The sequence below is a fragment of the Acidisarcina sp. genome (genome assembly GCA_035539175.1).
Classification (GTDB): domain Bacteria; phylum Acidobacteriota; class Terriglobia; order Terriglobales; family Acidobacteriaceae; genus JANXZS01.
The window spans coordinates 305,728-318,680 of sequence record DATLIY010000009.1 but is presented as its reverse complement, the minus strand read 5'-3'; the positions used below and the strand labels follow the sequence as shown (position 1 = coordinate 318,680).

The window sequence follows — 12,953 nt, the reverse complement described above, 5'->3', positions numbered from 1 at the left end:
CCACGATAACTGGCTGGGGAGCGAAAGGAGCGGAAATGGCAGAACCAAGAATGCTTTATTTCGGACCGTGGGATAGGGCGGGGCATTATCTTGTTGGCGAGCGCGGGGACGGTGTTTATGGAGCTCGGCGCGGCAACTTCCCTTGGAGTGAGGGCGATATAGACGGCAGCCTCCAGCCGTGGAGCGATGGCACATTCGGGAGCAAACATGAAGGTGGCTACCGCAGAAAGGAAGAGGCTCCGCAAGGCGTCGCGTTAGTTCATCACAGGGGTGGATGGACCGCACTGAGCTTCTGGGATCGAAGCGTAGACTCTCGCGGAGCTTGCAACAGTAACTACTTTGCGGAGGGCGATTTTACATTCGAGCAGATGGTGGAAATGGCGCGTATTCGCTTTGCCTATCGCTGGAACAAGATGGGCTTCAAAGTGGCCGAGTTCGTCCAGCGGGCAACACACTGCTCCCCATCCAGCGCCAGAACCCCCGCGGAGAAGGATGAAATGGTAGACGATCGGAACAAAGAGAAGGACAGAGATAAATGCTTTAATTGTGGGCGCGCCGCTGTTGCCGATAGTCGCTCCGGTGACGGATTTCCCCTGTGCGAAACCCACTACTGGTGGGCAGTCATTGCTGGCTGGAATCCTGTGAAGCGGAAGGCATCCCCTGGTTGCATCGCGGAGGGCGAGCGATGAAGGCGTTGAGCGTGCGCGCTCCATGGTGGTGGGCGATCCTGCATGGCAAGCCGGTGGAGAACCGCGACTGGTATACCCCGGTGCGCGGGCGGATCTTCCTGCACGCCAGCAAGTTTTGGAAGATCGACGAGATCGGCGACGACGGGCAGCGCTGCATGCTGTGCAGCTGGAGGCGGGGATAGATGCGGCGGCCCAGGCGATCGGTATGCGCCGAGATCTACGCGCGCTACGGAGTGACGCAGAGGTTCCTGCATTCGTTCGGCGGCGCGGCCAAGTTTCTCGCGCTGCCCGACGACGTGCGCCAGCTCTACGCGAATATGTATCAACGGCAGTCACAATTGCGCGCGAGGCAGCGCGCAGAGGGACGGGAGAGATGAGCATTTTGCTGAGGAATGGAAACATCCTGACAAACGAGGAGCTGTTTGCTCTCCCCGTCGATGAATACGGCTGGCGGGTATTACCAGACGGTGACGAGGTGAAAATCGGCCATGGTGCGCATTTCGGAATCTCCGTGAGCCTCGGTGACGAAGTGAGAATCGGTAACGAAACGAGCATTGGCGGCTGGGGAGACATTGGCGACGGGGTGAGCCTCGGCGACGGGCTGAGCATTGGCAACGAGACACGCATCGGCAACCGCGTATGCATCGGCGACCATGTACGCATTGGCGGGCTGAACGTGGTTGGCGAGGGGGTGAGCATTGGCGACGGGGCGAGCCTCGGCGACGGCGTGAGCATTGGGCCCCTGACGCGCATCGGCAACCATGCACGCATCGGCAACGAGACGAGCATCGCCGGCAGGGCAATCATCGGTGAACGGGCCATATTCCACCAATCGCCGCTCGCCGTGCAGGGCACGATGCACCTCGTTAATCAGCACAGCCTCGGGAAGGTTGCAATCGGCTGCCTGATACACACCGTCGAGCACTGGCTGGAGAACTACCGCGAGATCGGCGAGGAAAACGGCTACACGCCAGAGCAGATCGAGGAATACGGCAAAATCCTGATGTTTGTCGCGCAGAATGGCGTACCGGTCGGCGTAGCAGGCGCCGCGGTGCAGGAAGGGGAGAGATGAAAAAGACGATAACGATGGAAATGCGGGGCAGAGACGTCACGCACGATGAACCCAGATAGAGCACGGTGTTCTATCCCTGCAAGTCCGTTCGATGACGACCTGATGGCAGTTACGAGCCGGTATGCGCCGAGATCTGCGCGCGATGCGGTAGCGTCGCGCCAGAGGCGGAGAAGCGCGGAGAGTAGACGGGGCACAGGGTTCAGGGCCGGGCATAGCGTAGCGGTGGAAAGGGCAGAGCAGTGGGGCTAGAGAACGAGGGGCTAGAGAACGAGGGGCCAGGGACGCGGACGGTGCGCAAACCCGGCCACGCCTGGCAGGAGAACGAACTCTATGACGTGTATCTGCCCATCATCGGGCGCGATGCGACGCTGGTCTGGAGCACGATGACCCGCGTGAGCTATGGGGCCGAGGTCGACGCCTCGCTGCGCGAGCTGGCCGAGCTGGCTTGCATGAGCAAGGACAGCGTCTCGCGGGCGCTGCAGGTGCTGTTGCACCTGGGCATGGTGCGCACGCGGGGGCGAGGGCCGCGGGCCTGCGGACGCTATCTGCTGGCCGATCTGAAACTGCTCACCATCGACCTAGGCGGAGTGTTTGTGCGGCAGCGGGCGGCGTATGCGCTTCCGGAGGATGTCAGCGGGAGGCTGCGCGAGCAGGTGGCCACACTGCTGCGCAGTGCGCAACGCAAGCGGAGCAAAACGGCGTCTGTCGCTCAGAGCGACAGTGCGGCGGATGCACGGAGCGACAGATCTGTCGCTCTGAGCGGCGCGTCTGTCGCTCCTGCAGGACACGCATTAGATAACAAGACACAAAACAACAAAACTACAATCCCAACCCCTACCCCTTCCCCGCGGGAAGGGGATCTCGCAGAGCAGACGGAGGTCGCGGTGGAAGACGAGCAGGTCCTTCGCTTCGCTCAGGATGACAAGCCATGTGGAGCTCAGGATGACAAGTCATGTGGAGCTCAGGATGACAAGCCATGTGGCGCTCAGGATGACAAGCGGGATGACAGGCGGGCGGCGGTGGAGCAGGCGATGCGGGGTTGCGGCATGGTCAGGGATCGCCGGATGGAGCGGGTGCTGCTGGCGGTGCTCGTGCAGCAGATGGAGGCCGGTGCCGGCGCGGCCGGAGAGATTGCGGAGCGCATGATTGCCGCCTGGCTCGAGTACCAGCAGTTGGGCACGCTGCGCGCCTACGTGTGGGGCCCGGTGAAATTTTTTCGCCAGGGACACTGGCTGCAGCCTGAGAGCTGGCCGCTCGATCTCGAGGAGCTGCGCCGCCAGCAGGGCGCGCGGGTGGGGTGCTGGAGATGAACTGGCGCGTGGTGGCGACGTTGCGGCGGGGCGTGCTGGCGGTTCCCGAGGCGCTGCCCGCGGAGGAGAGCCAGCGGGTGCAGCAGGCCTACGAGATGGAGCAGCGATTCGGCAACAGCGGCTATCGCTCGGGAATGATGTGCACGGAGCCGCGCGGCGGCAGATCGTTTGCGGCCGTGGAACGCGCGGGATGAGAGAGGGAGGGCACGATGAAAGAGCAAGCTGAGTTGGTGCGGGTGCTGGCGGTCTGTATCGAGATTCTCCGCGCAGATCTGCAGTCGACATTGGAGTGCAGTTGCCTGCTGGATGCCGATCGCCATCCGATCCGGTCAACGCTCGATCCTGCGATCGCGCCGGATGTGCGCCGGCTGGAGGCAGTGATCGCAGCCGCGGTCGCCGCTCTCGAGCGCGAGAGGGCGAAGTGCTGACGGTGGAGGCGTACCTGACGCATCGCGCGGATCCGCGCTATTCGGGCAGGGCGCTGGCTGCGATTGACCTGGAGCGCTATCTGGGGCGGTCGCTCAGCTCCGGCCAGCGCGAGCTGCTCTACCAGATGGCGATGGGCTACACCCAGGGCGAGCTGGCCTGGATGCATGGGGTGAGCCTGCGCACCATGGTGCGGCGGGTGCGCGAGCTGCGCGAGGCGCTGCCGCTGGAGTTGCTGGTTGCGTTGCCGCGCACGGGAGACAGGGGGCTGTGTAAAATTCCAAACATTTGCTTGACAAAATGCTTGGACTCCTGAAATGATTCGTCACGAATCGATCTGCGCAAGCAGCGTTGCTCTCCCGAAGAGCTCGGCCCGCGATAGGTGCAGTAGTACCAGGTCGCGGCACTGTTTCCATATACAATCGTTTCGCCCCGCAGTAACGAAAAGCAGCTAACGCAGCATTCCTCCACCGGCCTCGCGCCGGTGTTGTTGCGTTCAGGCTGAAACGCCCACGGATGGCGCTTCGCGAATCGTGCACTATGCCGAAATCGCGCAGCGAGCGTACACGCAGCACATCGTTCTATCTCTATTCCGCCATTACTACGCTAGGCTGGCGCCGGGCTCGCATCATCAGCCTGGTCGAAGGGGAGCGTGGTGTGGAGCAGGGGCGTTTGTGCCACGTGGTCGATGAGCGCGGTGAGCTCGTCGGCTACCAGCCGATCCAGGCGCCGCCGAAACAGTTCGACGACGATCAGCCGTCGCAACCATCGAGTACCTCAATCAGTGCAGGGGAGAGCCGCAAAAATGCCGGCGAGGCGGGCGCCTCGCGCACCGCGCATCTGCGCGAAGACCGCCGCAAGCTGCGCGCGATGCGGCGCGACCTGATGGGCCATCCGCTGCCGATGGAGGACAGCATCGAGCGGGTGCGCGCCAAGGTGGAGCTGTGGCCGGTGATCGGCGATCGCCGCGCAGTGCGGGTGAGTCCGAAGGGGGCACGCGGATGCTAGGCAACGGTGGCGGGGGTCACGTCGACATCGATTATTCCGGGCGGGCGCAGATGTTTCCGCGCGACGCCATGCGGGTGGAGCGCAAAATGTGCGAGCGCTGCCCCAATTATTTTTATCGGCCCGTGCCCGAGGATGTCCGGTCGGGCGAAAAGTTGTGTCCCGCATGCCAGCGGCGTTATTGCCGCTGAATCGCAGGAATCCAGTCAGTAGGCAGCCATTGCAGTCCGGGAGGATCGATGCTCGTGAACTGGGCCATGATCTCGGCGTTGGTGGGAGTGGCGTTACTGCTGTTTACCGTTTCGGGGCACATCTACCTCTATGGCAAGCTCGTCGGCAAAGTCGACGAGCACGACAACCGGATCACGGGCCACGATGCGCATTTCGATCGCATCCAGCTCAAACTCGAACGGCATGACGACGTGCTGAACCATCACGGCGAGCGGCTCTCGGTGATGGAGTCGCAACTGCACACGCGGGTGCGGGGATGAGCTATCTACCGGAGCAGGTCGCGGAGGTCTGCCGCGTCTGGGGCGCAAAGCTCTGGCTGCCGATGGGAATCGATGGCCCCCGGCTGCTGTGGGCGCTGAGCGGCTGCGAGAGTAGTTTCGGAGCCAACTGCACGCCGCGCCATGAGCAGGCGTATTGCACCGGGCGCTACTCGCAGAATCCGCGCGTGGTCGAGCTGACGCGCGAGTTTGGACACGATGCGCATTGCTCGTTCGGGCCGTGGCAGATCCTGCTCGTGAATTGCTCGCCGTTCACCACTCCGGAGGATTTCGTCCGCCTGGGGCGCTGCGCGATGGAGACGGCCTCGTTTCTCAACACGCGCATTCTGCGCGGGCAGCACGCGCCCACGGTGGAGGCGATCGCCGATGCATATAACTCCGGCGATTGGCGCGACCGCCTGGTTCCGGACAGGTACATCGCTGATTGCCGCAGATATTACGACACCACGGCGATGCCGGCATAAAGCAGGTCCTTCGCTTCGCTCAGGATGACAAGCGAAATGGCGCTCAGGATGACAAGCGAAATGGCGCTCGCAGGGGCGAAATGGCGCTCTAAAAACAAGGGGGAACGCATGGGCAATTTACGCACGACGTTGAGCGATGCGCTGTCGCATCTGCTGGCGAATCCGCTGACGACGCTGGCGGGGATTTTATCAACTGTAACCGTAGCAGGCACGTATCTGGCGACAGTATCGTCGCCGGTGGTGCCGCAGAAAATGGCGCTGTGGAGCGCGGTGGTCGCCGGGCTGGGCCGCGTGCTGCTGGGAGTGCTGCAGCGGGATGCGAAGTAGGACGGGCCGCGCGGTAAAAAATCGAGCAGGGCGAGAGGAATGGCGATGATTTGGAATCTGCAACGCAGGCTGCAGGGCTGGGCAGCGATCGCGCTGTTGTTGAGTGCGACGTTTGTCACGGTAGGATCCGTGGGCTGCACGAACGCCCAGGTAAACGACGTGCTCACGAAAATCGCGGATGAGATCCCGCAGGCGGTGGCGCTGGCGGATTCGGTTGGGCCGGTGGTGGCGGCGCTCGATCCGGCGATCGCGATTCCCGTGGGGATTGCAGTGGCCGCGGTGGATGCGGCGCTGCCGTTGCTGCAGTCGGATATTCGCGCCTATCTGGCGAATCCGAATGCCAGCCTGCTGGCTCGCATCGAGAGCGCGATCAACAATCTGCTGACGCAGAACACGCAGGCGCTGCGGGCGTTCGGCATTAAGGCTCAGGCGGCGCAGCAGCAGGCACTGGCGATGCTGGGGAGCCTGAATGCGGTGCTGGTCGTGATCGACGGATTCATCCAGCAGGTCGAGCCGAAGCGGGTGATCCAGGCCAATGCCGCGAGTCGTGCGGTGAAGTTGGCCGAGATCGATCGCTATCTCGATCATGGAATTCTGGAACGGGCAGCGGTGACGCAGGGAACAACCTATGCGGCATTTGCTGCGGAGCAGCACGCGCTGGGGATGTAGCGCGGCTCTATTGGGTCCCCGTGGCTCAACCACGGAGGAGTGAGTAGTCAAGGTGAGTTGGGAGCCGTCGAAAGCGGCTCCCGTTTTTTTGCGGCGATCCTGCGAGGGCAGATATGGCGCGAGCTGCCACACGCGATTACAGCCCGAAGGCCGCGGCGGAGCGGCAATTGTTTGCGCGGTATGCGCCGCGGGTCATTGAGGCGCTGCACGACACGCGCGAGATCGAGCAGGTGCTGCTGATCCTGCTGGAGATTGCGCGCAATGAGATGTGGCCATAAGGGGGCGGGGATATGGGGATGAGTCCGATCAGGATGGATACGCGGATACTGCACAGCATGAGGATGGATGCGCGGATGGACAGCGCGATCCGCACGAGGTTTCCCGCTATGCAGGACGCCCAGGTGCAGACGATCAAGGGCGCGTGGTGGGAGCGGTCGATACGGGAGACGCGCGAGATCAACTCCGCCATCCACGACATTCTGCCAGCGCTGGATGAGGGGAGAGCGTAATGCAGGTATTGACGTTTGATGTCACGCCGGATCGGCTGGAGCGGATTCGCGAGGCGATGGCGGCCAGGGGATTTCGGCTGGAGGGCACGGAGGGCGACATCTGCGGCTATGGCGCGCGCGTGCATTATGCGTATGTGGCTCCGGCGCTGACGATCACGGTGCGCAGTGCTCCGGTGTTTCATTCGCTGGACGCGTTCGCGGCGCAGATCCACGATGCAATTGCGGCGGTGGAGTAGTGCCGTTTGCGGCCAAGCGGCCGTGCCCTGGAGGGTGTGGGCGTCTGGTTAGCTATGGCTACTGCGAGCCATGCCGGGCGCGGGGGCGGGGCGAGGATCAGCGTCCCACTGCGGCGCAGCGTGGCTATGGTGCGCGCTGGCAGCGGGTCAGCAAGGCGTATCTGGCGGCGCATCCGCTGTGCGTGGGGGAGCATGGGGAGGTGGAGGTGGCAGCCAGCTGCGTGGATCACATCATTCCGCATCGCGGGGATATGCGGCTCTTCTGGGATAGCAGCAACTGGCAGCCGCTGTGCCATCGGTGCCACTCACGCAAGACTGCGATGGAGGACGGCGGCTTTGGCCATCGTCGGTAAATGCATGGATAACAAGGGGTTACGGTCGGCGTGTGGGGCGAGGGTGGGGGGGGCAAAATCTCTGGGAAGCCGGCCAGCTTAGACCGATTGGCATAGCAAACGTGCGTCTCCAAAATCACGATTTTAGGGTCAAACCGAGCACCGTTAGGCCATAGTCAATCACCTCTATAGATTTGTCACTCGTCACGCAGAAATGCCCATAGGACCGCCTCGCAGCAGGCGTCCGACGGGAAAACATGGCGCGATGCGTCTCAGGAAAACACAATGGGCCGTCCGCGAAAATCTACCGCCGAGCATGAGCGTTCTGGCAGCTTCGAGAAACATCCGGAGCGTCGTGCGGCCAGGGCGAATGAGCCCAAACCCGATGGCCCGCTGGGGCCGCCGCCTGCTTGCTTTGATCCTGACGGCTATAGCGGATCCAGGCTGCTGGCCATCTGGCACGAGCTGGTGTCGCAGGCGCCCGCAGGTGTGCTGACCTCGGCCGATCGCGCGCATCTGGAGCTCGCATGCCGCCTCTACTATCGCATTCGCACCAACCCGAATGCCAAAATCGGCGACTTCAACCGCCTGGCCGAGCTGCTGGGGAAAATGGGGATGAATCCGGCCGATCGCAGCAAGGTCAACATCGCGCCCAGCGCTGTAGGTGCAGGCGCAGCAGGCACCAGTGAGCGCAGCGGCCACAGTAACGTATTCGAGGAGCTTGCCGCCGAGGAGGCCAGCATCCAATAGCCTCACCTACGCGGAGCGCGCCGAGCGATATGCGCGCGATGTCGTGCGCAAAAAAATCCTGGCCTGCACGGAGGTGCGGCAGGCCTGCAAACGTCATCTCGATGACCTGAAGCGCAGCCGCCGGAAAAGTTATCGCTGGCGTTTCGACGAGACCAAAGCGAATCGCCTCTGCCGATTCGTCGAGGCGCTGCCGCATATCAAGGACGATTTCCGCGGCAATGCTTCGCATGGCGAGCTGATCCAGCTCGAGCCGTGGCAGATCTTCATCGGCTGCTCGATCTTCGGCTGGGTCGATCGCGTGGAGGGCTTCCGGCGCTTCTCGGAAGCCTACATCGAGGTCGCGCGTAAGAACGGCAAGACCACGCTGGCCGCGGCTTTCGCGCTGTATTGCTTCGCAGCCGATGGCGAGTTCGGCGCGGAAGTTTTTGCCGGCGCAGCCTCGCGCGACCAGGCGGGCGAGGTATTTCGCACCGCGCGGGCGATGGTCGAGGCCTCGCCGGAGTTTCGCAAGGCGTACAGCATCTGGGTCAACGCCGCCAGCCTGGTCATCCAGTCGCGCGGCGCGTCGTTCAAGGTGCTGAAGGGCAAACCGGCAGATGGACCCTCGCCGCATTGCGTCACTGCGGATGAGTATCACGAATACAAAACCGATGCGCTGCTCGATTGGGCGCGCACCGGCATGCAGGCGCGTCGGCAGCCGCTGCTGCTGGAGATCACCACGGCGGGCAGCAACACCGCATCGCCCTGCTACAACAAACACCTGGAGGCGCAGGAGGTCCTCGCCGGCCGCCGCATCAATGACCGGCTCTTCACCATCATTTTCACCGTCGATAAGGGGATCGACTGGAAATCGAAAAAAGCCCTGCTGCAGGCGAATCCGAATTTTGGGGTCTCGGTCAATCCGGAGATCATCGAGGCCGATCAGTTCCAGGCCGCGCAGTCGGCGGCGCGGCAGAACGGATTCAAAACAAAGAACCTCAACATCTGGGTCAACCAGCGGGTGGCCTGGATGAACATGGTCAAATGGGACGCCTGCGCGGATCCCACGCTGCGGATCGAGGACTTCCTGGCGGAGCCCTGCATTGAGGCTATCGATCTCGCCTCGCGGCGCGACACGGTTTCGAGCGTGCGCGTTTTCCAACGCCGCATCAATGGGGAGGATCACTACTACTGTTTTTCGCGGCACTACCTGAACGAGCAGCAGATCCGCGATCCCAGGAATGTGCATTTCCTCGAGTGGTCCAGGCAGGGCTTCCTGATCGAGACGCCCGGCGACATTACCGATTACCTGCACGTCAACGACGATCTGGCCGCCGACGCGCAGCAGCTGCTGCTGCGCGAGCTCGTCTTCGATCCGCTGCACGCCGCGCCGCTGGTCCAGTTTCTGCGCGTGCGCGATGACTGGAACCAGGGCGTCGAGATCTCCGAGCTGAAACAGTGCGAGGAGAACACCTCGGCAGCGATGAAGGAGTTTGAGGGAATTGTTCTCAGCGGGCGATTCCATTTTGACGGCAATCCACTCCTGACGTGGATGGTGTCGAACACTATCTGCCGGGTCAGCCTGCGCGAAAACTGGTATCCCGTGCGGGAAAATATCGAACGCAAAATCGATGGCGCTGTGGCCATCATCCTCGCCATCAATCGCTGGATGGCGGCCTCCGCAGTCAACGCGTACACCTCGACCGACGTGGGAGTGGTATGAAGGAGCTCGTCAAATTTCTCTGTGACCTGGGCGTGATCGCCGGCGCGGGCGTTTTTGTGTATGGCTTGTGGCTGGCCTGGCCGCCGCTCGGCTTCGTCGTGGGCGGCCTGCTCGTGTCGGCAGCCTCTTTTTTCCTCGGCTATGGAGCAACCCGTTTCAGGGGGCGTAATCAGTGAGCCTGATTGAGAGCATCACTCGCGGAGCCATCGGTTTCCGCGCGGACGCGAGCGGGACGCCCGCGCCCTGGGACGACTACTGGTACAGCCCGCTGGGCTACGATAGCGCCACCGGCATGCGCGTCTCTCCCGAGAGCGCCAAGCGGCTCGCCGCCGTGCACGCCTGCGTCAGCATCATCAGCCGAAATATAGCGATGATGCCCTGCCGCCTCTACACCTCCATGGCGGGCGATGGGAAAAAGGTTGTCGTGCATCATCCCGTCTACGATCTGCTCTATTCGCAGCCCAATGCACAGCAGACCGCCTACGAATTCAAGCAAATGATGCAGGGCCATTTCGAGCTGCGCGGCAACGCCTATGCCGAGATCGTGCCCGGCCCGCGTGGCGCGGTCGATCAGCTCATCCCGCTGCATCCCGATCGCGTGCGCGTCGAGCGACTCCTGCCCTCCGGCCGCCTGCGCTATGTCTACAACGATCCGCTAGTCAACCAGACGCGCAACCTGATGCAGGACGAGGTGTTTCATCTGCGCGGCTGGTCCGATGATGGCATGACGGGCCAATCGACGATCGCCATGGCGGTCGATACGTTTGGCGTGGCCCTGGCGCAGCAGGATTACACGGCGCGATTCCTAAAAAACGATGCCAAGCCCGGCACCGTCATCGAGAACACCAATTTCAAAACCAAGGAAGACGAGCTGCGCTTCCGCGAGAGCTGGCAGCGTTCGCAGACCGGAGAGAATCGCCACAAAACCGCGCTGCTGCCGCTCGGGCTCACCATTAAGGAGCTTGGCGTCAAGCCCATCGACGCCCAGCTCCTGGACTCGCGCAAATTCAGCCGGATCGAGATCTGCAGCATCTTCGGCGTGCCGCCGCACCTCATCGGCGAGACGGAAAAAACCGCGACCTATGCGAGCGTCGAGCAGTTCAACATCATGTTTGCCGTGCAGTGCATTTTGCCGCGTCTGGTCATGTGGGAGCAGGCCATTCAGCGCGACCTGATTCTGAATCCGCGTTATTTCGCCAAATTCTCCATGGCCGCGTTGCTGCGCGGCGATACGGCCAGCCGCTATGCAGCCTACAAAGTCGCGGTCGAGAACGGCTGGATGTGCCAGGACGATGTGCGCGAGCTGGAGGATCTGAATCCGATTCCCGGCGGCAAAGGAAAAACCTACTGGCGGCCGTCGAACTGGCTGCCGCTCGACCAGATCCAGCAGTCGCCGGCCGCGCCTGCACCGGCCACTCCTGGGAGCACCGACACTGCGGATCCGCAGCAGGATCCGGCCTCTGCGCGGCTGCTGTTGCTGGCCAGCGACGCGGCCTCGCGCTGCGTGCGCCGCGAGGTCAACGGCGCAAAAAAACTGGTGGAGCGCAACGCCAACGATTATGAGGTTGCCGAGTTTTATTCGGAGCAGGAGCGTTTCATCTGCGACGTCCTGCGCCTGCCGGCGGAGACCGTCTCCGCGGTTCGCTCCCAGATGGCGGAGCGCGCCGGCAGGCTCGAGGAGTTTATCGTCGCGGGCGATCGGGTCCGCGCGTCCGCCTGGCTCGATCAGGTCGCGATCCATGAGCCGGTCCGGCTCGCAACCATTGCAGTGCAAGGGGTGATTCAATGAAAACATACACGCGCATTCTCGCGGCCCTGTCGGCCATGCCCTGGGCCATCCTGCCCGAGAAACTGCAGGAGATCGCAGCATTCCTCGAGATGAAGGCGACCGGCGGCGGCCCCGGCGAGGCCCAGCTGGCCACGCTGCGCGCAGAGCAGCAGGTGCGCGCGGCGAGGGTGCAGAATGCCAGCGCCTCGGCCAAAGGCGCGGTCGCGGTCATTCCCATCTATGGCACCATCGTGCAGCGCGCCACGCTCATGAGCGAATATTCCGGAGGCTGCTCGACCGAGCAATTGACGGCGCAGTTCCGCCAGGCGCGCAACGATCCCAATGTCCGGGCTATTGTTTTCGACGTCGATTCGCCCGGCGGCACCATCAGCGGCGTACCTGAGCTGGCCGACGAGATCTATGCGGCGCGCAAAACCAAGAAAGTTATCGCTGTCAGCAACTCGTTGATGGCCTCCGCTGCCTACTGGATCGCCTGCTCCTGCTCGGAGGTGGTGGTCAGCCCGTCGTCGCTCACCGGCTCCATCGGGGTCTATATCTTGCATGAGGACATCTCGAAACGGCTCGATGAGGAGGGCATTCGGATGACCTTCGTAAAGCACGGCGAAAACAAAACGGAGGGCAATTCGTATCAGCCATTGACGCCTGCTGCCCTGGAGCATCTGCAGGAGATGGTCGACAGCCCCGGCGCGATGTTCGATAAAGCCGTGGCGCGCGGCCGCGGCGTCAGCCTGGCGGAGGTGACCGGCAAATTCGGCCAGGGACGCGTGTTTCCCGCGCAGCAGGCGGTGACGCTGGGCCTCGCCGATCGCGTCGCCACGCTCGATGACGTGCTCGGCCAGTATGGCGTCACCCGCAACAGCGGGGCCGCGGCCCGCGCCGCGCTTGGAGTGGAGGCGCCGTTGGCGTCGGCAGATGGAGGCCCCGAGGGAGATGCCGAGGACGGCGATTGCACCTGCCCCTGCGAGCCCTGCCAGAGCAATGACGACTGCGACGATTGCGATCACGTGAATTGTAACTGCGAGGGTTGCGATTGCCCCAGCGCGATCGGCATCCAGCAGGCAGCCCAGCGGCGCAAGGCTTTGCTCGCGGGCCTGTAAGTGAAGCCCTTGTCATCCTGAGCGCAGCGAGGACCTGCTTTACCGCTCAGATCCAAACATTTTCCGG

Annotated in this window: 22 protein-coding genes; all 22 read left to right on the top strand. The window is 63.0% G+C overall.

The genetic code is table 11. The annotated features are described in order from the left end of the window. The first annotated feature begins 35 nt into the window (after nucleotides 1-35). The 22 genes from VM554_13020 (at nucleotide 36) to VM554_12915 (ending at nucleotide 12,886) form a co-directional block, all read left to right on the top strand. Nucleotides 36-689, top strand: coding sequence for a hypothetical protein (locus VM554_13020; GenBank protein HVJ09296.1), 654 nt, complete (start codon nucleotides 36-38; stop codon nucleotides 687-689). Next, entirely contained in the window at nucleotides 686-871 is a 186-nt protein-coding gene (locus tag VM554_13015; protein HVJ09295.1) for a hypothetical protein, read from the top strand. The genes VM554_13020 and VM554_13015 overlap by 4 nt, the downstream gene beginning before the upstream one ends. Then, nucleotides 872-1,066: a hypothetical protein gene (locus tag VM554_13010; protein HVJ09294.1), complete on the top strand. Its 195-nt coding sequence runs from the start codon at nucleotides 872-874 to the stop codon at nucleotides 1,064-1,066. It abuts the gene before it with no gap. Next, nucleotides 1,063-1,761, top strand: coding sequence for a hypothetical protein (locus tag VM554_13005; GenBank protein ID HVJ09293.1), 699 nt, complete (start codon nucleotides 1,063-1,065; stop codon nucleotides 1,759-1,761). Before VM554_13010 ends, VM554_13005 begins: the two co-directional genes overlap by 4 nt. A 239-nt stretch (nucleotides 1,762-2,000) precedes the next feature. Next, on the top strand, nucleotides 2,001-3,071 hold the full coding sequence (locus VM554_13000) for a hypothetical protein (protein ID HVJ09292.1): 1,071 nt from the start codon (nucleotides 2,001-2,003) through the stop codon (nucleotides 3,069-3,071). Next, complete coding sequence (locus VM554_12995; protein ID HVJ09291.1) at nucleotides 3,068-3,265, top strand: hypothetical protein; 198 nt, start codon at nucleotides 3,068-3,070, stop codon at nucleotides 3,263-3,265. The genes VM554_13000 and VM554_12995 overlap by 4 nt, the downstream gene beginning before the upstream one ends. 15 nt (nucleotides 3,266-3,280) lie before the next feature. Next, nucleotides 3,281-3,499, top strand: coding sequence for a hypothetical protein (locus tag VM554_12990; protein ID HVJ09290.1), 219 nt, complete (start codon nucleotides 3,281-3,283; stop codon nucleotides 3,497-3,499). Next, entirely contained in the window at nucleotides 3,493-3,813 is a 321-nt protein-coding gene (locus VM554_12985) for a hypothetical protein (protein ID HVJ09289.1), read from the top strand. Before VM554_12990 ends, VM554_12985 begins: the two co-directional genes overlap by 7 nt. A gap of 224 nt (nucleotides 3,814-4,037) precedes the next feature. Beyond that, complete coding sequence (locus tag VM554_12980) at nucleotides 4,038-4,505, top strand: hypothetical protein (protein HVJ09288.1); 468 nt, start codon at nucleotides 4,038-4,040, stop codon at nucleotides 4,503-4,505. Nucleotides 4,506-4,741: 236 nt separating this feature from the next. Further along, on the top strand, nucleotides 4,742-4,993 hold the full coding sequence (locus VM554_12975; GenBank protein HVJ09287.1) for a hypothetical protein: 252 nt from the start codon (nucleotides 4,742-4,744) through the stop codon (nucleotides 4,991-4,993). Then, nucleotides 4,990-5,475, top strand: coding sequence for a hypothetical protein (locus VM554_12970; GenBank protein HVJ09286.1), 486 nt, complete (start codon nucleotides 4,990-4,992; stop codon nucleotides 5,473-5,475). The genes VM554_12975 and VM554_12970 overlap by 4 nt, the downstream gene beginning before the upstream one ends. Nucleotides 5,476-5,583: 108 nt before the next feature. Next, nucleotides 5,584-5,802, top strand: coding sequence for a hypothetical protein (locus VM554_12965; protein ID HVJ09285.1), 219 nt, complete (start codon nucleotides 5,584-5,586; stop codon nucleotides 5,800-5,802). 45 nt (nucleotides 5,803-5,847) lie between these two features. Then, nucleotides 5,848-6,471 (top strand): hypothetical protein, encoded by a 624-nt coding sequence (locus VM554_12960; protein ID HVJ09284.1) that lies wholly within the window; start codon nucleotides 5,848-5,850, stop codon nucleotides 6,469-6,471. 113 nt (nucleotides 6,472-6,584) lie between these two features. Continuing rightward, nucleotides 6,585-6,749, top strand: coding sequence for a hypothetical protein (locus tag VM554_12955; GenBank protein HVJ09283.1), 165 nt, complete (start codon nucleotides 6,585-6,587; stop codon nucleotides 6,747-6,749). Nucleotides 6,750-6,767: 18 nt separating this feature from the next. Then, entirely contained in the window at nucleotides 6,768-6,980 is a 213-nt protein-coding gene (locus VM554_12950; protein ID HVJ09282.1) for a hypothetical protein, read from the top strand. Beyond that, a complete protein-coding gene (locus VM554_12945) occupies nucleotides 6,980-7,216 on the top strand; it encodes a hypothetical protein (protein ID HVJ09281.1) in 237 nt (78 codons plus the stop codon). The genes VM554_12950 and VM554_12945 overlap by 1 nt, the downstream gene beginning before the upstream one ends. After that, nucleotides 7,216-7,569: an HNH endonuclease signature motif containing protein gene (locus VM554_12940; protein ID HVJ09280.1), complete on the top strand. Its 354-nt coding sequence runs from the start codon at nucleotides 7,216-7,218 to the stop codon at nucleotides 7,567-7,569. The genes VM554_12945 and VM554_12940 overlap by 1 nt, the downstream gene beginning before the upstream one ends. 264 nt (nucleotides 7,570-7,833) lie before the next feature. Next, nucleotides 7,834-8,298: a hypothetical protein gene (locus tag VM554_12935; GenBank protein HVJ09279.1), complete on the top strand. Its 465-nt coding sequence runs from the start codon at nucleotides 7,834-7,836 to the stop codon at nucleotides 8,296-8,298. Next, on the top strand, nucleotides 8,270-10,000 hold the full coding sequence (locus VM554_12930; protein ID HVJ09278.1) for a terminase large subunit: 1,731 nt from the start codon (nucleotides 8,270-8,272) through the stop codon (nucleotides 9,998-10,000). Before VM554_12935 ends, VM554_12930 begins: the two co-directional genes overlap by 29 nt. After that, nucleotides 9,997-10,176 (top strand): hypothetical protein, encoded by a 180-nt coding sequence (locus VM554_12925; protein HVJ09277.1) that lies wholly within the window; start codon nucleotides 9,997-9,999, stop codon nucleotides 10,174-10,176. The genes VM554_12930 and VM554_12925 overlap by 4 nt, the downstream gene beginning before the upstream one ends. Beyond that, a complete protein-coding gene (locus VM554_12920) occupies nucleotides 10,173-11,789 on the top strand; it encodes a phage portal protein (GenBank protein HVJ09276.1) in 1,617 nt (538 codons plus the stop codon). The genes VM554_12925 and VM554_12920 overlap by 4 nt, the downstream gene beginning before the upstream one ends. Beyond that, on the top strand, nucleotides 11,786-12,886 hold the full coding sequence (locus VM554_12915) for a S49 family peptidase (GenBank protein HVJ09275.1): 1,101 nt from the start codon (nucleotides 11,786-11,788) through the stop codon (nucleotides 12,884-12,886). The genes VM554_12920 and VM554_12915 overlap by 4 nt, the downstream gene beginning before the upstream one ends. The last annotated feature ends 67 nt before the right edge of the window (nucleotides 12,887-12,953 follow it).